The organism is Flavobacterium sp. N2820, assembly GCF_025947285.1.
Classification (GTDB): Bacteria; Bacteroidota; Bacteroidia; order Flavobacteriales; family Flavobacteriaceae; genus Flavobacterium.
Genome location: NZ_CP110008.1, coordinates 1,573,276 through 1,594,065, shown reverse-complemented (window position 1 = coordinate 1,594,065; position 20,790 = coordinate 1,573,276). Strand labels below are relative to the sequence as shown.

The following is a 20,790-nucleotide window of genomic DNA, read 5'->3' as shown; positions in this document are numbered from 1 at the left end:
TTTTTTTGTTATTTTTATAAATCAATTCAAACTTTTTGACAGTAAATTCACAAAATAGAATCTTTGGTTTAGATGTGCTAAGAGCTGCTGCTATTTTAATGGTTGTAAGTTCGCATGTGCTTTGGATTTATCCAAAAAGTAATGCTTTAATTCCAACACTTTTAGAATTATTTGGCTTTTGGGGTGTGGAACTTTTCTTTGTTTTAAGTGGTTTTCTCATCGGTTCCATTTTGTATCAATCATATGTTTCTAATTCATTTACAATACAATCTGTTTTTCGTTTTTTAAAACGTAGATGGTTTCGAACATTGCCAAACTATTATCTCGTTTTAATTCTGAATATTGGCATTGCTTTTTTTATTGGTTATCAGGTCGAAAATGTTGGGCTGTATTTTGTTTTCTTGCAGAACTTTTTAGGTAAAGCACCTGCCTTTTTTCCAGAATCTTGGAGTTTGTCGGTAGAAGAATTTGCTTATTTGTTATTGCCTTTTGCTTTATTTATGGGAACTTTTAGTGTCGTAAAAAACAAATCAAAACGATTTCTAATTATAGTTTTTTCGTTGTTTATTATTTTCGTTTCTACGAAGGTTGTTTTTAATGAGACACAAATGGTTTCAAATTTAACCGAATGGAATTCAAATTTAAAATCAGTTGTAATTTATAGAATTGATGCAATTTTAGTGGGTGTTTTAATCGCTTGGATTCGTTTTAATTTTGAAGTTTTTTGGAAAAAATATAAAGTGCATTTTGCTTTTTTAGGAATAGGTGTGTTTTTCTTTTTGCTTTTCGGAATTACCTCTTCAAATTTAAGAATCGAACAAAGTTCATTTTTTTGGAATGTGGTTTATTTGCCACTAACTTCATTTGGATTTGCTTTCTTTTTTCCAATTTTCACGGAATGGAAAATATCAACTTCTTGGTTAAAATTCCCTGTAGAATTTACCAGTAAAATTTCGTATTCCATCTACTTACTTCATTATAGTGTCATCTTACAATTGATGAAGTATTTTGTTGATACGACTGTTTTATCATCTTTAGAAAGACACTATTTTACATTATGTTACCTCTTAATTACATTTTTATTCTCTTCCATTTTATTTCATTTTTACGAAAAACCAATGATGAATTTAAGAGATAAAAATTAAGTTTTAGTTCTTTAATTATCACTCTATTAAAACTTAACTAGCTTTTTTGTTAATTTAGCAATAGTTTGTTTTTAAATTACGAATAATTCAATTAATTTTCATTTTGGTGTTTTTTATTGAAATATTAATAGTAAAATAGAATCTTTATAAATAATAATTCTTCTATTTAGGCTTTTTATTAAAAATTTTTAAATCTGATTAAGATTTATTAAATTTGTGCCACCAAAAAAAATACAACAAACACTAATTAACTTATTTATAGTATGGCATTAGCTACTGAAATGAATCTTTATAAAGAGTATATTAAAGAAATTGAAGAGAGAAAAGGTCAAGGATTACACCCAAAACCAATTGATAGTGCTGATTTGTTAAGCGAAATTATTGCTCAAATCAAAGATTCTAACAATCCAAATAGAGAAGAATGTCTTACGTTTTTTATCTATAACACTTTGCCAGGAACCACTCCTGCAGCTGGTGCAAAAGCTAAATTCTTAAAAGAGATTATTCTTGGTCAAGAATTAGTAGCAGAAATTACACCAACTTTTGCTTTTGAATTATTATCGCACATGAAAGGTGGACCTTCAATTGAGGTTCTATTGGATTTAGCTTTGGGAAATGATGCAGCAATTGCAAAGCAAGCAGCAGATGTTTTAAAAACTCAAGTATATCTTTACGATGCTGATATGGCTCGTATTAAAGAAGCTTTTGAAAATGGAAATGTAGTTGCAAAAGACATTTTAGAAAGCTATGCAAAAGCAGAATTTTTTACAAAACTTCCAGAAATTGCTGAAGAAATTAAAGTAGTAACATTCATTGCTGGAGAAGGCGATATTTCAACTGATTTATTATCTCCAGGTAATCAAGCGCATTCACGCTCTGACCGTGAATTACACGGAAAATGTATGATTACGCCTCAAGCACAAGAAGAAATTAAAGCCTTGCAAGCGCAACATCCAGATAAGTCGGTAATGTTAATTGCTGAAAAAGGAACAATGGGTGTAGGTTCTTCTCGTATGTCGGGTGTGAATAACGTAGCACTTTGGACAGGTAAACAAGCAAGCCCATATGTACCTTTCGTGAATTTTGCGCCTATTGTTGCAGGAACAAACGGTATTTCTCCAATTTTCCTAACAACAGTTGATGTTACTGGTGGTATCGGTTTAGACCTTAAAAACTGGGTTAAAAAAACAGATGCTAATGGTGAAGTTGTACGTAATGAAAGTGGCGATCCTGTTTTAGAAGAAGTATATTCTGTTGCAACTGGAACGGTTCTTACCATCAATACAAAAACAAAAAAATTATATAACGGAGACAAAGAATTAATTGACATTTCTAAAGCATTCACGCCTCAGAAAATGGAATTCATCAAAGCTGGTGGATCTTATGCGATTGTTTTCGGTAAAAAAATCCAAACTTTTGCTGCAAAAACACTTGGAATTGAAGCGCCACTTGTTTATGCACCTTCAAAAGAAATTTCGATTGATGGGCAAGGTTTAACTGCCGTTGAAAAAATCTTCAACAGAAATGCAGTAGGAACTATTTCTAAAAAAGCATTACACGCTGGTTCTGATGTTCGTGTAGAAGTAAATATCGTTGGTTCTCAGGATACTACTGGATTAATGACAGCTCAAGAGTTAGAATCTATGGCAGCTACAGTGATTTCTCCTATTGTTGACGGAGCGTATCAATCTGGTTGTCATACGGCTTCAGTTTGGGATAAAAAGGCGCAAGCTAATATTCCGAAATTGATGCAATTCATGAACGACTTCGGTTTAATTACAGCTCGTGACCCAAAAGGGGTTTACCATGCCATGACTGACGTAATTCATAAAGTACTTAACGATATTACAATTGATGAATGGGCTATCATTATTGGCGGAGATTCGCATACAAGAATGTCAAAAGGTGTTGCGTTCGGTGCAGATTCAGGTACGGTTGCTCTTGCTTTAGCTACAGGTGAGGCTTCAATGCCAATTCCAGAATCGGTAAAAGTTACTTTTAAAGGAGAAATGGCAAGTTACATGGATTTCCGTGATGTGGTTCATGCTACACAAGCCCAGATGTTGCATAAATTTGGTGGAGAAAACGTTTTCCAGGGAAGAATTATTGAAGTGCATTTAGGTACACTTACAGCTGATCAAGCGTTTACATTTACAGATTGGACAGCTGAAATGAAAGCAAAAGCTTCAATTTGTATTTCTGAAGATGAAACGTTAATCGAATCTTTAGAAATTGCGAAAGGAAGAATCCAAATCATGATTGATAAAGGAATGGATAATCACAATCAAGTACTTCAAGGGTTGATTAATAAAGCAAATAAGCGTATTGCTGAAATTAAATCTGGTGATAAACCAGCATTAAGACCAGATGCAAATGCAAAATATTATGCAGAAGTTGAAATAGATTTGGATTTAATCGCAGAACCAATGATTGCCGATCCAGATGTAAATAATAAAGACGTTTCAAAAAGATATACGCACGATACAATTCGCCCACTTTCTTTTTACGGAGGTGATAAAAAAGTTGATTTAGGATTCATCGGTTCATGTATGGTGCACAAAGGTGATATGAAAATCTTAGCGCAAATGCTTAAAAATGTGGAAGCACAAAACGGTGAGGTGAAATTTAATGCACCACTAGTAGTAGCACCACCAACATACAATATTGTTGATGAACTAAAAGCAGAAGGAGATTGGGAAGTTTTACAAAAATATTCAGGTTTTGAATTTGATGATAACGCACCAAAAGGCGCTGCGCGTACAGAATATGAAAACATGTTGTACTTAGAGCGTCCTGGTTGTAACCTTTGTATGGGTAACCAAGAAAAAGCGTCAAAAGGAGATACGGTTATGGCAACATCAACTCGTTTATTCCAAGGAAGAGTTGTAGAAGATACTGAAGAGAAAAAAGGAGAATCATTGCTTTCATCAACACCAGTTGTAGTATTGTCAACTATTTTAGGAAGAACGCCTACAATAGAAGAATACAAAAAAGCTGTGGAAGGAATTAATTTAACAAAGTTTGCACCATCTCACAAATTATTAGTAGGATAACATATTAAAGTTTATAAAATAAAAAAGTCTAAGTTATACTTAGGCTTTTTTTTGTTTTTTATCTGTTCTTTTTTTTGTAAATTAGGAGGTTCAAAATAAAATCACTTAAATAAATAATTCATTATGGCATTCGATATAGAAATGATTGAAAAAGTGTACGCTAACATGGCCGCAAGAGTAGACAAAGCTCGTGACTTAGTTGGTCGTCCACTTACATTAACTGAAAAAATATTGTATTCTCATTTGTGGGATGGAACGCCTTCTAATGTTTACAAAAGAGGTGTTGACTATGTTGACTTCGCTCCAGATAGAGTGGCTTGTCAGGATGCAACTGCACAAATGGCTTTATTGCAATTTATGCACGCTGGAAAAAAGACAGTTGCAGTTCCAACAACGGTTCATTGTGATCACTTAATTTTAGCAAAAAATGGTGCTAGGGAAGATTTGGCATTAGCAAATAAACAATCCAAAGAAGTTTTCGATTTCCTTTCGTCTGTTTCAAACAAATACGGCATCGGATTTTGGAAGCCAGGTTCGGGAATTATCCATCAAATTGTTTTAGAAAACTACGCTTTTCCAGGAGGTTTGATGATAGGTACAGATTCACATACAGTAAATGCTGGTGGTTTAGGGATGTTGGCTATTGGTGTTGGTGGTGCTGATGCTGTTGACGTAATGTCAGGAATGTCCTGGGAATTAAAATTTCCAAAATTAATCGGAGTAAAATTAACAGGTAAATTATCTGGATGGACTGCTCCAAAAGATGTCATTTTAAAAGTAGCTGATATTTTAACTGTGAAAGGTGGAACGGGAGCTATTGTTGAATATTTTGGTGAAGGTGCAGAAGCAATGTCTTGTACTGGTAAAGGTACAATTTGTAATATGGGTGCCGAAATTGGAGCAACAACTTCAACTTTTGGTTACGATGATTCTATGCGAAGATATTTAGTAGCAACAGGTCGTCAAGATGTGGTAAATGCTGCAGATAAAGTAGCTTCTTATTTAACAGCTGATGCCGAAGTATATGCAAATCCTGAACATTATTTTGATCAATTAATCGAAATCAACTTATCAGAATTAGAGCCACACATTAACGGACCATTTACGCCAGACAGAGGAACACCAGTTTCTAAAATGAAAGATGAAGCAGCGGCAAACGGATGGCCTTTAAAAGTAGAATGGGGATTAATAGGTTCGTGTACTAACTCTTCTTACGAAGATATGGCTCGTGCTGCTTCTATTGTTAGACAAGCGGTGGAGCACGGAATCACTCCAAAAGCAGAATTCGGAATTAATCCAGGTTCAGAACAAATTCGTTATACTATTGAAAGAGATGGCATTATTGCTGATTTCGAAAAAATGGGAACTAAGGTATTTACAAACGCTTGCGGACCATGTATTGGACAATGGGATAGAGAAGGAGCAGATAAACAAGAAAAAAACACTATCGTACATTCATTTAATCGTAACTTTTCTAAAAGAGCAGACGGTAATCCAAATACGCATGCTTTCGTAACATCGCCAGAAATGGTAGCTGCTCTAGCAATTTCAGGTCGTTTGGATTTTAATCCGTTAACTGATACGTTGTTGAATGATAAAGGTGAAGCAGTTAAATTAAACGCCCCATTTGGTGATGAATTGCCAAAGCGAGGTTTTGATGTAGAAGATGCAGGTTTCCAAGCGCCAGCAGCAGATGGTTCTAGCGTTCAAGTTGCCGTTTCTGAAACTTCAGATCGTTTGCAATTGTTGGCACCTTTTGATGCATGGGATGGTAAAAATTATACGGGAGCTAAATTATTAATCAAAGCTTTTGGAAAATGTACAACAGACCACATTTCGATGGCCGGTCCATGGTTGCGTTTCCGTGGTCACTTAGATAATATTTCTAATAACATGTTAATTGGCGCAGAAAATGCTTTCAATGGTAAAGCAAATTCAGTTAAAAATCAATTAACGGGAGCATATGATGCAGTTCCTGCGGTTCAAAGAGCTTATAAAGCGGCGGGTATTCCTTCAATTGTTGTGGGTGACCATAATTATGGTGAAGGTTCTTCACGTGAGCATGCCGCTATGGAGCCTCGTTTCTTAGGTGTAAAAGCGGTTTTAGTTAAATCTTTTGCTCGTATTCACGAAACCAATTTGAAAAAACAAGGTATGTTAGCCTTAACTTTTGCAAACGAATCAGATTATGACAAAATTCAAGAAGACGATACTATCAATTTCTTAGATTTGACAGAATTTGCTCCTGGAAAACCATTAACATTAGAATTTGTTCACGCTGATGGAACTAAAGATGTAATTTTAGCAAATCATACCTACAACGATAGCCAAATTGGCTGGTTTGTTGCAGGTTCTGCTTTAAATTTAATTGCGGCTGGTAAAGCATAATTAAATTGTATTTTATTTAAAAAAACTCCTATAATTTGTAGGAGTTTTTTGTTTCTAATTTAGTATTTTTGAAAAAATTTAGCATGAAATCACCATTAACTACAAGTTGGTCTAAGCAATTAAAAATCATCTAACTCTGATGAAAAATAAAATAATTGTGAAATAAACATGTAGGATTAAAATGGTGATAACACATGTAACCGCTAAAAATAAATTCTAAACATATGAAAAAAGTAAAAATTATTATATTTCTTATTGCGATTGGTGTTGCAACTTTTATTTTTTTTAAAGATTACTCTAAAGTTAGTAATTTGCCCGAACCAACTTATATTGCATTTGAACAACAGCAAGTGGTGCCTTTTTTTGATTGGTCGTTAATAGGACCAACTGGAAAGACTAAAAATTTATATATTGATCAGGGTAATGTGATGATTATTCATTTTTGGGATGCAAATAATCCTAAATCAGTTGAAGAATTAGAAATTTTTCAAAAATTGTATGATGATTATAAAACGAAAGCACAATTTTATTTTGTAACAAGCAATACTCAAGTCGAAGTTAGATCATTTATAGAAAAAAATAAGTTTAGTTTTCCAGTTTTTTTTAGTCTTAGTCCAGCACCAAAACCTCTTGAAAATAAAGTTATTCCATCTACTTATGTATTGAATAAAAAAGGAAGAATTGTTATTGATACTAAGTTTTCTGCAAATTGGAACTCTGAAAACTTTAGAAAAGTTTTAGATGAATTAGTTAAATAAAAAAAGCGCTTCAATTTTGAAGCGCTTTTTTTGAATTTATAACTTACTAGTAATAAGTGTATCTTCTTACTTTAGCAATATATTTAGCCAAACGAATTACTTGGTGACTGTATCCAAACTCATTATCATACCAAACATAAAGCACAATATTTTTTCCGTCGCCAGAAACAATAGTAGCATTACTATCAAAAATGGCTGGAGCCGAAGTTCCAACAATATCTGAAGAAACCAATTCGTTGTTTAATGAATATTTAATTTGCTCTACAAGTTCGCCTTCTAAAGCATATTTTTTCATAATGTTGTTAACTTCTTCTATCGAAGTTGCTGTGCCAACTTCTAAATTCAATACAACTAATGAACCATTTGGAACAGGAACACGAATGGCATTTGAAGTCAGTTTTCCAGCTAAACTTGGTAAAGCTTTTGCAACTGCACTTCCAGCACCGGTTTCGGTAATTACCATATTTAAAGCAGCAGCACGACCACGACGGTATTTTTTGTGCATGTTGTCTACTAAATTTTGGTCGTTAGTATATGCGTGAATAGTTTCTAAATGTCCTTTAATAACTTGTAAAGTATCTTCAACAGCTTTTAAAACAGGTGTAATAGCATTTGTTGTACAAGAAGCTGCTGAAAAAATAGCAACTTCATCAGGGTTATATTCTTCATGATTAACTCCATAAACAATATTTGGTACACCTTTTCCTGGAGCGGTTAACAATACTTTGCTCGCCCCTTTAGAAATTAAATGTCTTTTTAATGCTTCTTCTGTAGTAAAAGCACCTGTATTATCAATAACTAATGCATCTTCAATTCCATAAGCAGTATAGTCTATTTCTTCGGGAGAATTTGCAGTAATAATGTGAACTGTTGTTCCGTTAATTAATAAAGCATTGTTTTCTGGATCTGCAATAACTGAACCTTGGAAATCACCATGAACCGAATCATATCGCAACAAAGACGCTCTTTTTTCTAATAAATTAGCATCATTTTTATCTCTTGTAACAATTGCTCTTAATCGTAATTGTTGTCCTTTCCCAATTTTAGACATCATTTCACGAGCTAATAAACGGCCAATTCGACCAAAACCATACAAAACAACATCTTTAGGTTTGATTTCCTGAAAATTCTTAGCGTTTTTCAATTTATCAATCACAAATGCTTTGGCATCATTGTATTTATCATCTTCTAAATGATATTCATATGTTAATTTACCGATATCAATTCTTGATGGTGGTAAATCTAAATCAACTATCGCACTTGCAATTTCAACAGAATCAAAAATATTGATAGGTTTTTCAACAAAAGCACCAGCATATTCATGTAAGTTGATGATTTCGCTAACATTTTTGTCAATTAATTGATTGCGAAATAAAACCAATTCAATTGATTTGTCATACCATAAATCACTAATGATTTTGATAAATTCAACACCTGCTTTTCTTCGGTCGGCTTGAAAAGCAATTTCTTTTTCGTACAAAATTGTATTGTCCATTTAAATAGTTATTGTGTGTTTGTGGTGCAAAAGTATATATTTCAAACGTTTTCGTGAAATTTATTTTCCTTTTTTTAAGTGTTTTATAATCAAATTAACGTTGCTTCTTTTTGTCCAATTTATTTTTTCTATTTTTGGCAAAAAATAGAATGAAATTAAAATTAGTATTTATCTTTTGTCTTTTGTTTTTTATTTTTGGTTTTTCTCAAGATTCTATTCCAAGATATAAATGGTTGCGGACTGGTTTTACTTTTGGTTATGCGTCACAAAACACTTTTATTAAGCAAGACAGCGATTATACCTTTGAAAGTAAAATATTTAAGTTTTCTAATCACTTTAAGCTGCACAGAAGCAATAAAAACCATTTTGAAATACTTATTGAGCCTAGTTATTACAGATCACAGCATCAAATGATAAATTTTTGGTTTATCAGTCACACAGTAGAAAATGGAGATGAGTTGAGAGCAAAATACATGGCTTTAAAATCCATTAATGAGTATGTTTTAAATGTTGGAATTGTTTACAGACGATTATTAAGCTCAAATTCGTCTGTTTTTGCAGTTTTAAACACTGGTCCAATGTATATTGATACCGATACAGAACGACTTAAAAAAGGGTTTGCTTTTAGTGATATTCTCGCTTTAGGGTATAATTTTAGATATAAAAACGTGTCGTTTGATGCAAAATGTATGTTTAGACATGTTTCAAATGCTAATTTACAAACGCCAAATTTTGGACTCAACTCTGTAGGATTTGAGTTTGGTTCTTATTTTGAACTTCAATAATTAAATAAAAAGTCGTAAAACTAAATTTGTTTTACGACTTTTTGTTATGATTTTTACGCGTATCTTTTACATGATGATAACATACATTTGTCCGTTAGGCGTAATAATTTTATAACGTGCTTTTTGATTTTCTTTTTTAGCTAAATAACTAGAAACGGTTTCCATATCTTTAGCTACTTGACCATCAATACTTAAAATTATTGCCCCATTTAATAATTCTGCATATTCTGCATATTCAGGATTAGAAATAGATTTAATTTTAATGCCTTCTTTAATTCTAAATTGTTTTTTGTCGCTGGCATCAATATCTTCAAATTCTATTCCGTTGAATTCATAATTAAGAATTTCTTTTTTTGTTAGTTTTACAGGAATTGTTTTTTGTTTTCCGTCTCTCAAAACGCTAACCTGAACAATATCATTAGGTCTTTTTGTATTGATGTGGGAAGTTAATTCAGCAAAACTATTTATTTTTTTATCATCTAATTGTACAATGATATCGCCTTTTGATAATCCAGCTTTTTCGGCACCCGAATTTTTGGTTACTTTATTAATGTAGAATCCTTGCGTTTGGTTCACACCTAATTCTTTTGCAAAGTTAGAATTCAATTCGCCACCTTCAATCCCTAAAACACCTCTTTGTACATTTCCAAATTGCATTAAATCCTCAATAATTTTTCTTGTAATATTGGATGGAACCGCAAAAGAATAGCCTGCATAACTTCCGGTTGGTGAAGAAATCATGGTGTTAATTCCAATTAATTCACCACGAGTGTTTACTAAAGCACCACCACTATTTCCTGGATTAACAGCAGCGTCAGTTTGAATGAATGATTGAATTCCATCATTGGCTAAATTTCTAGCTTTTGCCGATACAATTCCTGCTGTAACAGTCGAATTTAAATTGTACGGATTTCCAACTGCTAAGACCCATTCTCCAACTTTTATGCCATCTGAATCGCCAAAAATAGCATAAGGTAATTTTTCGTTAGCATCAATTTTTAACAAAGCAATATCCATTTTGGAATCTGTTCCTACAAGTTTTGCAATGTATGATTTGTTATTGTTTAAGGTAACTTCTAATTCGGTTGCATCTTTAATTACGTGATTATTTGTCACAATATAGCCATCTTCAGTTATAATTACACCAGAGCCAGTTCCAATTTGTGTTTGCTCTCTGTCGCCTCTGTAACCATAAAAGAAATCCAAATAAGGAACTTTTGAAATGGTTTTGTTTTTAACGTGAACCACTGCATGAATCGTGTTTTCAGCTGCAGTAGTAAAATCGATGTTCTCAGCGCCTAAATTTACATTTTTGGCATAATTAGGTGATGCAAGTGTTAGTTTTCCTGCGTTATTTGGTTCTAAAAATAATTTGTAAGCACCTAATGTTACGGCTCCACTCAAGAGCGATACGAGTAATAAACTTCCAAATTTTTTCATTTCTATTAATTTTTGTTCACTCAAAATTATAACAAAAAATATTCCAAAAAATCACTTTAACGCTCGATTAACAATGTTTAACATCTTATTAATATTTGTACTTTTGTATAAACTTATATCATAATGCAAGTTACATTTTATAAATATCAAGGAACTGGAAACGATTTTGTGATGATTGATAATCGTGCTGAATTTTTTCCTAAAGAAAATACACAACTTATTGAAAAATTGTGCGATAGACGTTTTGGAATAGGAGCAGACGGGCTAATTTTGCTTGAAAATCATGCTGATTATGATTTTAAAATGGTTTATTATAATTCAGATGGAAACGAAAGTTCAATGTGTGGAAATGGCGGAAGATGTTTGGTTGCCTTTGCAAAACAATTGAATGTAATTTCAGAAAAAGCCGAATTTGAAGCGGTTGATGGATATCATTTCGCAACAATTGATGCAAATAATACGGTTTCGCTTCAAATGAAAGATGTAAATGCAATAAAAAACGAATCAAATTATACCTTTTTGAATACAGGTTCGCCTCATCATGTGCAAATGGTTGATGATTTAAAAACAATAGATGTAAAATCTGAAGGAGCAAAAATTCGTTATTCTGATTTGTATGGAAAAGCGGGAAGCAATGTTAATTTTGTGAGTCAATTGGAAAATGACATTTTTGCTGTTCGCACCTATGAGCGTGGTGTAGAAGATGAAACTTTGTCATGTGGAACTGGAGTAACAGCTGTTGCCATCGCCATGCATCAAATAGGGAAAACAAAAAATAATCAAATCGATTTAAATGTAGAAGGCGGAAAATTGAAAGTACAATTTGAAGAAAACAATGGAAACTATACCAACGTTTTTTTAATTGGCCCAGCAACTTTTGTTTTTGAAGGTAAAATAGAAATATAATGAAATTATTCAGAAAGTTACGCGAACAATTTATTGTAAAGTTAGCCTATATAAATTATTTCAAATATGCTATTGGTGAAATTGTTTTAGTTGTTATTGGAATATTAATTGCTCTACAAATTAACAATTGGAACGAAATAAGAAAACAAGAAATTGTTATTCAAAATTACTATGTTAAAATTTCAAATGAAATTGATTCTCTATTAAAATTGTTAGAAAACAATACTGGTTACACAGAATATATGACAAAAGAATTAAAATATTGTATTGATTATATGGAAAGTAAAAGAATTGATTCTAATGCTGTATATTTAGAAAAACTTAAATTAACAACAGATTGTGCGTCTCAAACATTTTTTTATCCTGTAATAAATGAGTTTCTATCGCAAGGATATTTAACAAAAGTAAATGATAAAAAAATTAGCAAGTATTTCGAGAATCTATCTTATTATCAACAGCAAATAAATGTTAATGATGAGGATAGAACTAATTATTGTGTAATGCAATTGCAACCATTCATTCAAAAAAATATTAATTATTCTGATATTATGCTGGACAGTGGTGTAAATCCTCATTTCGATTTGCCTGATGTTTCTACTAAAAATGGACCAAAAACTGATTTTCAAAAAATGCAAAATTCTATAGAACTTTGGAACTTAATTTATAGAAAAATTGAAATCGAAAGAGATGCTTTAGTTATTAATAAGTCGTTAATTTCAACACTAAAAAAAATAAAAAAACAGATTGAGATATTAAAAATCAAAGACGATAAAGAATAAATGATAACACTAACTGGAAATACCATATATCTGCGCGCACTTGAACCCGAAGATTTAGAGTTTATCTATGCTATAGAAAATAACGAATCGGTTTGGGAAGTAAGCAATACACAAACACCCTACAGTCGTTTTTTAATTCGTCAGTATTTAGAAAATGCACATCAGGATATATACGAAGCGAAGCAATTGCGATTGGCTATTTGTTTAAGTGATACTTTTGAAGCAATTGGTTTAATTGATTTGTTTGATTTTGATCCTAAAAATAACAGAGCTGGAGTTGGTATTGTAATCTCAAACGAGAGTAATAGAAATTCTGGAATAGGTTCAGAAGCATTACAATTGGTAATCAATTATGCTTTTAATCAATTACAGTTGCATCAATTGTATGCAAATATAGGAAGCGATAATGAAATTAGTAAGCAACTTTTTACTAAATTTGGCTTTCAAAAAATTGGAACAAAAAAAGATTGGATAAAAGTAGATAACATTTTTAAAGACGAAATACTTTTTCAATTAATCAATAACTAAATAACGAACAAACCCCTTGAACGTAAAAAAAATAATTTCAATCATTGCTGTTGCAGGAATTGTAATTGCAACTGCAGTTGGTGTTTATGTCTATTTTAAAGCATTTACACCAAATACTCAATTTTCTCAAAATGAGGTTTATGTTTATATTCCTTCGAATTCAAACTATGCACAAGTATCCGAAATTGTGAAACCATTAATTAAAGATTTTGAAAAATTTGATTTCGTAGCTACTTCAAGAAATTACAGTACCAACGTAAAAGCTGGAAAATTTCTTTTCAAAAAAGACATGACCAGTTTTGATATGGTAAGAAGCTTACGCTTAAACGTTCCTGTTAAAGTTGCATTTAATAATCAAGAAACGATAGGTAAATTGGTACAACGTTTGTCAACCCAATTAGAACCTGATAGTTTGGCTTTAGAAGTTGCTTTTACAAACACGCCTTTTTTACAAGAAAACGGCTTTACTGAAGAAACAATTTTAGCCTTGTTTATTCCAAATACATACGAGTTTTATTGGAATACACCTGCAAACAAAATAGCTAATAAATTGGCTAAAGAATATAATAAGTTTTGGAACGAGGCCCGATTAGCAAAAGCAAAAGCTAAAAATTTAACACCAATTCAAGTCTATACTTTAGCCTCAATTGTACATAAAGAAACGGCAAAAGTAGACGAGCGTCCAGATGTTGCTGGAGTTTACTTAAATCGTTTAACACAAGACATGCCTTTACAAGCCGATCCAACGGTTATTTATGCTATTAAAAAGCAAACAGGTGATTTTGATCAGGAAATCAAACGCGTTTTTTATAATGATTTACGAATTAAATCAGCATATAATACCTACATCAATAAAGGGTTACCACCAGGACCAATAGCAATGCCAGATGTTTCGGCTATTGATGCGGTTTTAAATGCTACAAATCACGATTATATATATTTCTGTGCAAATCCAGACAAGCCAGGTTATCATGCTTTTGCATCTAGTTATGAAGCACATCAAGTAAATGCAAAAAAATATGCAGATTGGGTAAGCAAATTAGGTATCAACCGATAATTTCTGAAGCGAATGGTATGGGCTTTATCAGTAATCCATTTTCCTGCTTTCCATTTCAATCTATGCTTTCAGTATAGGATTTTCTCTTCAATCAGGGCTGTTTTGCTGTCCATTTTTCTGTTTGTTTCTGTTCTCAGTCAGGCACAATCGTCTATTAATTCGTTTTTAGAACCTTCTGATACGCTTAATAAACCAAAAAGAACTGTCGTTTATGTTGGTGAATCTATTGCATTAGGTGCAACACTTGTAGGTTTAAACCAAATTTGGTATCAAGATTATCCGCAAACCAATTTCCATTTCATCAACGATAATAAGCAATGGTTGCAAATGGATAAATTAGGTCATGTGTACTCTTCCTATCATTTAGGTAGAGTAGGGGCCGAACTTTTGGAATGGAGTGGAGCATCTCAAAAAGAACAGTTGATTTATGGTTCTACGCTCGGATTGGGGTTTTTAACCGTAGTTGAGGTTTTTGATGGCTTTTCACAAGAATGGGGTGCATCTTCTGGAGATATTATTGCTAATGTATCAGGAACTGCATTACATGTTTCACAAGAACTACTTTGGAACGAACAACGAATTACTCCAAAATTCTCTTTTCAGCAAACCAAATTTGCAGCACAACGTCCGGAAACACTTGGCGCTTCGCTAAACGAACAAATTTTAAAAGATTACAACGGTCAAACCTATTGGCTGTCATTTAATATACAATCATTTACTAAAGATAGTTTTACTCCAAAATGGTTAAATATAGCTTTTGGTTATGGTGGAGAAGGTATGTTGTATGGAACAAATACCGAAGCTATTCAAAACAGTATTTTTCAGAGCCCATATCGTCAATTTTATCTCAGTTTTGATGTCGATTTGACTAAAATTAAGACAAAATCACATTTTTTAAAGTCACTTTTTTCGGTTTTTAACACACTAAAAATTCCTGCACCAACTTTGCAATATGATGATTTTAACGGAGTTAAAGCGCACTTCATCTACTTTTAAGAATTATTAACACGCTGTAAATCAATATTATAATTTTTTTTGTATATTTGCATCGGTAATTTCAGATGGGTGACAGACGCTGAGAAATAACAATTCATGATAAAAAAAGGGTCTTACATTTTAGGATTGACACTCCTAGTTTCAGTAGTTTCTTCAGGTTTTATTAGCTTAGAAGAAAAAAAAGTAAAAGGGTTTCATTTAGCAGATAATGAGGTAATTAAATACCATGTTGCTAACGAATATGAAAACGAAGAAAAAGTAGCGGTAGTAGTACCGCATGTTGGAAAATCATTTATTGGTTTTGCTCAAAAAATGGCTTACAAAGAGTCAAGAGGTATATTGCACTTAGTTAATCCTTACGGTTACATGGGTAAATACCAATTCGGAAAAAGTGCACTACGTACTGTAGGTATTTATGATTATCAAGAATTTTTACGTAATGCAGAATGGCAAGACAAGGCTTTTGAAGCATTAATTGCGCGCAATAAATGGGAATTACGTAAAGAAATCGCTAAATTTTCTGGTAAAGTAATCAACGGTGTTGAAATTACAGAATCGGGTTTAGTAGCTGCAGCTCATTTAGGTGGTGCTGGTTCAGTAAAAAAATATTTAAGAAGTAACGGTAAAAACGGTTTTAAAGACGGTTTTGGAACTTCATTATCAAGTTATATCAGAAAATTTGCAGGATATGATACTTCTCATATCAAAGCTGATTTATACGCGAAAGTAAATTTAGAATAATTACATTTTGTGAATAATAAAAATACAAGGTCGATTATGTAAATCGGCCTTTTCTTTTTTCCACTCGTTTATTGTTTTTGTTTTTATGTATTCCGTTGGTAAAGTAATATCGCAAGCCACACATAAATAGGTGCTTGGTTGTAAAATTTGCAATAAATCTTCCATTAATTTATTGTTTCTATACGGTGTTTCAATAAATAACTGCGACTGATTTTTTTCTTGTGACAAGCGTTCAAAACTTTTTAAAGCTTGTTTTTTATCGTTTTTATCAATAGGTAAATAGCCATTAAAGGCAAAACTTTGTCCATTCATTCCGCTTGCCATTAGAGCTAATAAAATAGAACTAGGACCAACCAGTGGCACAACTTGAATGCCTTTTTCATGTGCGATTTTTACAATTACAGCGCCAGGATCAGCAATTCCAGGACAACCAGATTCGCTCATTAATCCAATATTTTCTCCACTTAAAAGTGGCTTGATAAATTCGTAATGTTCAGCAGTTTCTGTATGTTTATTTAATACTGAAATTTTTAAATCGGGTTGCTTTTTATCGGGATGAATACTTTTTATAAATTTTCGAGCGGTTTTTTCGTTTTCAACAATATACGTATCTATAAAATCAATTGTTCTTTTGATGGTTTGAGGCAAAACATCTTCAGGAGCCACAGTAGTTTCTCCCGGATTGGAAAGCGTGATAGGGATTAAATACAGTTTGCCTAAAGAATTTGGTGATTTCATGATTTTATTTCTTAAGTTTTCTTGCAATTTCGTCACAAGCTTGGTCTAACATATTGTAAACATTTTCAAAACCATCAATGCCGCCATAATATGGGTCCGGAACATCATTGTTATCGTTTGGGAAAATTTCGTTTAAAATGAGTTTAACTTTTGATTTTGTTGCTTCATTTGGTGCTAAAGCTATTACCTCTTTGTAGTTGGTGTTATCCATTACAAAAATATGGTCAAATGTTGTAAAGTCTGAAACTTTAAATTGTCGCGCTCTTTGATTGGAAATATCCAAACCTTTTAGTCTGGCTATCGCAATCGAACGTTTATCAGGTAATTCGCCTGCGTGCCAACCACCAGTTCCGGCAGAGTCTACTATAAATTTTTCAGAAAGTTTAGAACGTAAAATACCTTCTGCCAAAGGAGAACGGCAAATATTTCCTAAGCAAACCATTAAAATTTTAACCGACATTTTACAGCGATAATTTCTTGTTGATGTCGTCAACAAATTTTTTAAATTGTTTATCAGTAGCTACCAAGTTGTCGACTGTTTTGCAAGCATGTAAAACCGTTGCGTGATCTCTGTCGCCAATTTGTGAACCAATATTTGCTAACGAAGCTTTTGTGAATTTTTTTGCAAAAAACATGGCTAATTGTCGCGCTTGAACCACATGACGTTTTCTTGTTTTAGATTGCAAAGTTTCAATATCCAATTGAAAATAATCAGAAACTGTTTTCTGAATGTAGTCTATTGAAATTTCACGTTTTACATTTTTTACAAATTTTTCAACCACTTGTTTTGCTAAATCAATAGTAACTTCACGCTTATTAAAAGAAGATTGCGCAATCAATGAGATGATGGCACCTTCTAATTCACGAACGTTTGATTTAATGTTTTTAGCTACATATTCAATTATGTCATCTGGCATTTCAACGCCATCTCTAAATAAAATATTTTTTAAGATAGAGATACGAGTTTCATAATCGGGTTGGTGTAATTCTGCAGAAAGTCCCCATTTAAAACGAGATAACAAGCGTTGCTCAATATCTTGCATATCAACTGGCGCTTTGTCAGAAGTAAGAATTACTTGTTTTCCATTTTGATGTAAATAATTAAAAATGTGGAAAAACACATCTTGTGTTCCAGATTTTCCAGATAAAAACTGTACATCGTCAATGATTAAAACATCAATTAATTGATAAAAGTGAATAAAATCATTTCTTGTATTCTTCTTAACCGAATCAATATATTGCTGCGTGAAAATTTCAGCCGAAATATATAAAACCGTTTTTTCAGGGTATTTATCTTTGATTTCTACTCCAATAGCATGTGCTAAATGCGTTTTTCCTAAGCCAACTCCGCCAAAAATTAACAGCGGGTTGAATGAAGTTCCTCCTGGTTTATTTGCTACAGCCATTCCGGCGCTTCTAGCTAATCGGTTAGAATCTCCTTCAAGGAAGTTGTCAAAACTATAATTTGCATTTAACTGTGATTCGATTTTTAAGTTACGAATTCCAGGAATTACAAATGGATTTTTAAGTTCAGGATTTTTATTAACAATTGGCACATCTACTTCCTGAGGTTTTACCGCAGTTCTATTGTAACTAGGAATTTGCTCAGTAAATGGAAGTTTATTGCCATAAGTGTTTTCCATCTTAATTTTATACAATAACTTTGCACTTGGACCCAATTCTTTGGTTAGTGCCACTTTTAACAATTTTACATAGTGTTCTTCTAGCCATTCGTAGAAAAATTTACTAGGTACCTGAATAGACAACGCGTTATCGTTTAGTTCAACTGACTGAATAGGTTCAAACCAAGTTTTGTATGCTTGATCTTGAATATTGTCTTTGATAAAAGACAGACAGTTATTCCATACCGATTGCGCAGTTTTAGTCATAAATTCTATTCTTGTTAATAGTTGTTTTTTTAGTTTTGTATAGGTTATCTTACAAAAAAAAAATAGGGGTTCTTTTTTTAATCTTTGGGATAGCAAATATGTGAACAATTTTCTTTAAAAAAAATTTTTTTGCTATTGATTTTTTAAAAAAAATATTGTAAGTCGTTTTAATAATTTTTTAAGAATAATTTAATATCAGTTTAATATGAGAGAATATCAATTTCAAGTTCGTGTGCGGTATGCTGAAACCGATCAAATGGGAGTAGTTTACCACGGTAATTATGCACAGTATTTTGAGATGGGACGCGTGGAATGGCTAAGAAATATGGGGGTTTCCTATAAATGGATGGAAGAAAACGGAGTGATGCTTCCAGTGGTTTCGTTGTCAATGAATTACAAGAAACCGGCTCGTTATGACGACTTATTAACTGTTAAAACTATATTGAAAAGTCAGACGTCAGTGAAGATAGAATTTGACTATGAAATTTATAATGAAACAAATGAGTTATTAACAACTGGTTATTCTATGTTGGTGTTTGTTGACATGAAATCGGGACGTCCAATGTTACCTCCAAGCTATGTTTTAGAAAAAATAAATGCCTTGTAAAATTTTAAATTTCAGTTACTTTTAGTTCATACAAATTTTCAAAAGTGTCCAATAAATTTTGGGCATTTTTTTTTCGGATTGAAATTTCGATTTCACAGTCCATTTCCATTTTTTGAGCAACGATTTGCAGATTTTTTTCTTTGATAATTCGCATCACTTTATTCATGTGGGCATAACCAAATGAAATGACAAAATGTTTATTAATTGTTTTTTCAATAATAGTTGCATTTTCCAAAGCCATTTGTGCTGCTGTTTTGTATGCGGAAATTAATCCGCCAACCCCTAACTTTACACCGCCAAAATATCGAACCACAACAACTAATGCATTTGTTACTTCAAACGACTGAATTTGTCCGTAAATAGGCATTCCAGCACTATTATTTGGTTCACCATCATCATTAGCACGGTATTGGATTTTCTCTGTGCCAATTTGATAAGCATAGCACCAATGGCGCGCCGAAAAATGTTCTTTTCGTAATCGGTCTAAAATTTCTTTTACTTCTTCTTCAGAAGATATGGGAAAGGCGTAACCAAAGAATTTGCTATTTTTTTCTTTGAGTAATACCTCTTCCGAGGGAAAATCTATTGTTTTATATAAATCGTTTTCTGAAAAATCCATTTTTAATAGGTAACTAAATAAAGTGCGAATAAGGCTAATCCTATTCCGATTGCATTGCGAAGCGAAATTTTTTCTTTAAAAAAAAGAATGCCTACAAAAGTAGAAACTAAAACGATAGAAATGTTGTGAATTGTAAATAAAGTGGCGCTTTGAAAGGCTTTTGCTTCTAGCATTTTAACCAAATAATACAACGAAAAGTAATTGGGTAAACCCAAAGCAATTCCGCCTAGAATATTTCTTCCAGAAAATTTTATCTTTCCTCGTATGGTTAAAAAAATAAGGGTTAGCATTCCAACACTGAAAGCACAAAAAAAAGTTACTGTTGAAAACAATCCAATTTGATTAACAGCTACATGATGCGTTTGTAAATATTTTAAACTTGAATCTATCGTTCCAGCTCCAATAAAAACCAATGCAGGAAATAAGATATTGGTTGCTTTTTGAATTTCGCCTGTTTCTTTTTTAGAAGTAAAATACACGGCAATCAGCGCTAAAATTATACCAATAATCTTTATAATTCCTAGTGTTTCATTATACAAAAGTACGCCTAAAGAAATTGGAATTATAACGGACATTTTAGAAGCTACAGAAGCCACTGAAAGACCGTTTCTTTGCGAAGTAATTGCTGTTACATAAAAAGTGCTGATGAAAATAAAACCTAATAAAACACTTCCGGTGAACCAATTTTGTTGCACAATTTCTGAAGTATTTATCTCATTTTCTAAAAAGAAAAAACCGACAAAAAAAGCAATTAAGTAATTTACTACTAACGCTTGTAAGGCGTCAATATTGAATTTTGCAAAAAGTTTAACAATAACAAAAAGCACAGCATTAAAAAGAATGCTTAAAAATAAGTAAATCACGAG

General features: G+C 32.3%; 19 protein-coding genes. 12 read left to right on the top strand and 7 right to left on the bottom strand.

The genetic code is table 11. The features are described from left to right. The first annotated feature begins 35 nt into the window (after nt 1-35). The 4 genes from OLM52_RS07665 to OLM52_RS07650 all read left to right on the top strand — a co-directional run bounded on the left by OLM52_RS07665 (nt 36) and on the right by OLM52_RS07650 (nt 7,344). Nucleotides 36-1,145 (top strand): acyltransferase family protein, encoded by a 1,110-nt coding sequence (locus tag OLM52_RS07665; protein WP_264547952.1) that lies wholly within the window; start codon nt 36-38, stop codon nt 1,143-1,145. Nucleotides 1,146-1,426: 281 nt separating this feature from the next. Beyond that, nucleotides 1,427-4,198, top strand: coding sequence for a bifunctional aconitate hydratase 2/2-methylisocitrate dehydratase (locus tag OLM52_RS07660; RefSeq protein ID WP_264550527.1), 2,772 nt, complete (start codon nt 1,427-1,429; stop codon nt 4,196-4,198). Nucleotides 4,199-4,321: 123 nt separating this feature from the next. Beyond that, a complete protein-coding gene (locus tag OLM52_RS07655) occupies nt 4,322-6,586 on the top strand; it encodes an aconitate hydratase (protein WP_264547951.1) in 2,265 nt (754 codons plus the stop codon). Between the two features lie 224 nt (nt 6,587-6,810). After that, nucleotides 6,811-7,344 carry a TlpA family protein disulfide reductase gene (locus tag OLM52_RS07650; RefSeq protein WP_264547950.1) on the top strand — a complete coding sequence of 178 codons (534 nt, stop codon included), beginning with the start codon at nt 6,811-6,813 and terminating at the stop codon, nt 7,342-7,344. Between the two features lie 46 nt (nt 7,345-7,390). Here OLM52_RS07650 and OLM52_RS07645 read toward each other — a convergent pair whose 3' ends face one another. Beyond that, nucleotides 7,391-8,839, bottom strand: a complete 1,449-nt coding sequence (locus OLM52_RS07645; RefSeq protein ID WP_264547949.1) for a glyceraldehyde-3-phosphate dehydrogenase — start codon at nt 8,837-8,839, stop codon at nt 7,391-7,393. A gap of 149 nt (nt 8,840-8,988) precedes the next feature. Here OLM52_RS07645 and OLM52_RS07640 point away from each other — a divergent pair, with 149 nt between their 5' ends. Next, a complete protein-coding gene (locus tag OLM52_RS07640) occupies nt 8,989-9,624 on the top strand; it encodes an acyloxyacyl hydrolase (protein WP_264547948.1) in 636 nt (211 codons plus the stop codon). A 66-nt stretch (nt 9,625-9,690) separates the two neighbouring features. Here OLM52_RS07640 and OLM52_RS07635 read toward each other — a convergent pair whose 3' ends face one another. After that, on the bottom strand, nt 9,691-11,064 hold the full coding sequence (locus OLM52_RS07635; protein WP_264547947.1) for a Do family serine endopeptidase: 1,374 nt from the start codon (nt 11,062-11,064) through the stop codon (nt 9,691-9,693). A 123-nt stretch (nt 11,065-11,187) separates the two neighbouring features. Between OLM52_RS07635 and dapF the strand changes: the two genes are divergently transcribed. From dapF to OLM52_RS07605, 6 genes are all read left to right on the top strand, one after another. Further along, a complete protein-coding gene (gene dapF / locus OLM52_RS07630; protein WP_264547946.1) occupies nt 11,188-11,970 on the top strand; it encodes a diaminopimelate epimerase in 783 nt (260 codons plus the stop codon). Continuing rightward, on the top strand, nt 11,970-12,749 hold the full coding sequence (locus OLM52_RS07625; protein WP_264547945.1) for a DUF6090 family protein: 780 nt from the start codon (nt 11,970-11,972) through the stop codon (nt 12,747-12,749). Before dapF ends, OLM52_RS07625 begins: the two co-directional genes overlap by 1 nt. After that, on the top strand, nt 12,750-13,277 hold the full coding sequence (locus OLM52_RS07620) for a GNAT family N-acetyltransferase (RefSeq protein WP_264547944.1): 528 nt from the start codon (nt 12,750-12,752) through the stop codon (nt 13,275-13,277). 16 nt (nt 13,278-13,293) lie between these two features. Beyond that, nucleotides 13,294-14,334 (top strand): endolytic transglycosylase MltG, encoded by a 1,041-nt coding sequence (mltG, locus tag OLM52_RS07615; RefSeq protein WP_264547943.1) that lies wholly within the window; start codon nt 13,294-13,296, stop codon nt 14,332-14,334. A 102-nt stretch (nt 14,335-14,436) separates the two neighbouring features. Next, nucleotides 14,437-15,330 (top strand): YfiM family protein, encoded by an 894-nt coding sequence (locus OLM52_RS07610; RefSeq protein WP_264547942.1) that lies wholly within the window; start codon nt 14,437-14,439, stop codon nt 15,328-15,330. Nucleotides 15,331-15,426: 96 nt separating this feature from the next. Then, a complete protein-coding gene (locus tag OLM52_RS07605; protein ID WP_264547941.1) occupies nt 15,427-16,071 on the top strand; it encodes a peptidoglycan-binding protein LysM in 645 nt (214 codons plus the stop codon). Here OLM52_RS07605 and OLM52_RS07600 read toward each other — a convergent pair whose 3' ends face one another. Genes OLM52_RS07600 through dnaA form a run of 3 tightly spaced genes read right to left on the bottom strand, consistent with a single transcriptional unit; the run spans nt 16,072 to nt 18,698 of the window. Next, nucleotides 16,072-16,809, bottom strand: coding sequence for an SAM-dependent methyltransferase (locus OLM52_RS07600; protein WP_264547940.1), 738 nt, complete (start codon nt 16,807-16,809; stop codon nt 16,072-16,074). A gap of 4 nt (nt 16,810-16,813) precedes the next feature. Next, a complete protein-coding gene (locus OLM52_RS07595) occupies nt 16,814-17,269 on the bottom strand; it encodes a low molecular weight protein-tyrosine-phosphatase (RefSeq protein WP_264547939.1) in 456 nt (151 codons plus the stop codon). Between the two features lies 1 nt (nt 17,270). Further along, nucleotides 17,271-18,698, bottom strand: a complete 1,428-nt coding sequence (gene dnaA, locus OLM52_RS07590) for a chromosomal replication initiator protein DnaA (RefSeq protein WP_264547938.1) — start codon at nt 18,696-18,698, stop codon at nt 17,271-17,273. A gap of 205 nt (nt 18,699-18,903) precedes the next feature. Between dnaA and OLM52_RS07585 the strand changes: the two genes are divergently transcribed. Beyond that, the gene (locus OLM52_RS07585; protein ID WP_264547937.1) at nt 18,904-19,305 is read left to right on the top strand and encodes an acyl-CoA thioesterase; all 402 of its coding nucleotides are present in this window, start codon (nt 18,904-18,906) and stop codon (nt 19,303-19,305) included. Nucleotides 19,306-19,309: 4 nt separating this feature from the next. Here the strand turns inward: OLM52_RS07585 and OLM52_RS07580 are convergent, their stop codons facing one another. Both OLM52_RS07580 and OLM52_RS07575 read right to left on the bottom strand, forming a co-directional pair. Further along, nucleotides 19,310-19,924 carry an IMPACT family protein gene (locus tag OLM52_RS07580; protein WP_264547936.1) on the bottom strand — a complete coding sequence of 205 codons (615 nt, stop codon included), beginning with the start codon at nt 19,922-19,924 and terminating at the stop codon, nt 19,310-19,312. 2 nt (nt 19,925-19,926) lie between these two features. Then, entirely contained in the window at nt 19,927-20,787 is an 861-nt protein-coding gene (locus OLM52_RS07575; RefSeq protein WP_264547935.1) for an EamA family transporter, read from the bottom strand. Nucleotides 20,788-20,790 lie beyond the last annotated feature (3 nt).

Coding starts and splice junctions, on each gene's coding strand:
- OLM52_RS07660 (WP_264550527.1), top strand. CDS start 1,427: ATGAATCTTTATAAAGAGTATATTAAAGAAATTGAAGAGAGAAAAGGT.
- OLM52_RS07655 (WP_264547951.1), top strand. CDS start 4,322: ATGGCATTCGATATAGAAATGATTGAAAAAGTGTACGCTAACATGGCC.
- OLM52_RS07650 (WP_264547950.1), top strand. CDS start 6,811: ATGAAAAAAGTAAAAATTATTATATTTCTTATTGCGATTGGTGTTGCA.
- OLM52_RS07645 (WP_264547949.1), bottom strand. CDS start 8,839: ATGGACAATACAATTTTGTACGAAAAAGAAATTGCTTTTCAAGCCGAC.
- OLM52_RS07640 (WP_264547948.1), top strand. CDS start 8,989: ATGAAATTAAAATTAGTATTTATCTTTTGTCTTTTGTTTTTTATTTTT.
- OLM52_RS07635 (WP_264547947.1), bottom strand. CDS start 11,064: ATGAAAAAATTTGGAAGTTTATTACTCGTATCGCTCTTGAGTGGAGCC.
- dapF (WP_264547946.1), top strand. CDS start 11,188: ATGCAAGTTACATTTTATAAATATCAAGGAACTGGAAACGATTTTGTG.
- OLM52_RS07625 (WP_264547945.1), top strand. CDS start 11,970: ATGAAATTATTCAGAAAGTTACGCGAACAATTTATTGTAAAGTTAGCC.
- OLM52_RS07620 (WP_264547944.1), top strand. CDS start 12,750: ATGATAACACTAACTGGAAATACCATATATCTGCGCGCACTTGAACCC.
- OLM52_RS07605 (WP_264547941.1), top strand. CDS start 15,427: ATGATAAAAAAAGGGTCTTACATTTTAGGATTGACACTCCTAGTTTCA.
- OLM52_RS07600 (WP_264547940.1), bottom strand. CDS start 16,809: ATGAAATCACCAAATTCTTTAGGCAAACTGTATTTAATCCCTATCACG.
- OLM52_RS07595 (WP_264547939.1), bottom strand. CDS start 17,269: ATGTCGGTTAAAATTTTAATGGTTTGCTTAGGAAATATTTGCCGTTCT.
- dnaA (WP_264547938.1), bottom strand. CDS start 18,698: ATGACTAAAACTGCGCAATCGGTATGGAATAACTGTCTGTCTTTTATC.
- OLM52_RS07585 (WP_264547937.1), top strand. CDS start 18,904: ATGAGAGAATATCAATTTCAAGTTCGTGTGCGGTATGCTGAAACCGAT.
- OLM52_RS07580 (WP_264547936.1), bottom strand. CDS start 19,924: ATGGATTTTTCAGAAAACGATTTATATAAAACAATAGATTTTCCCTCG.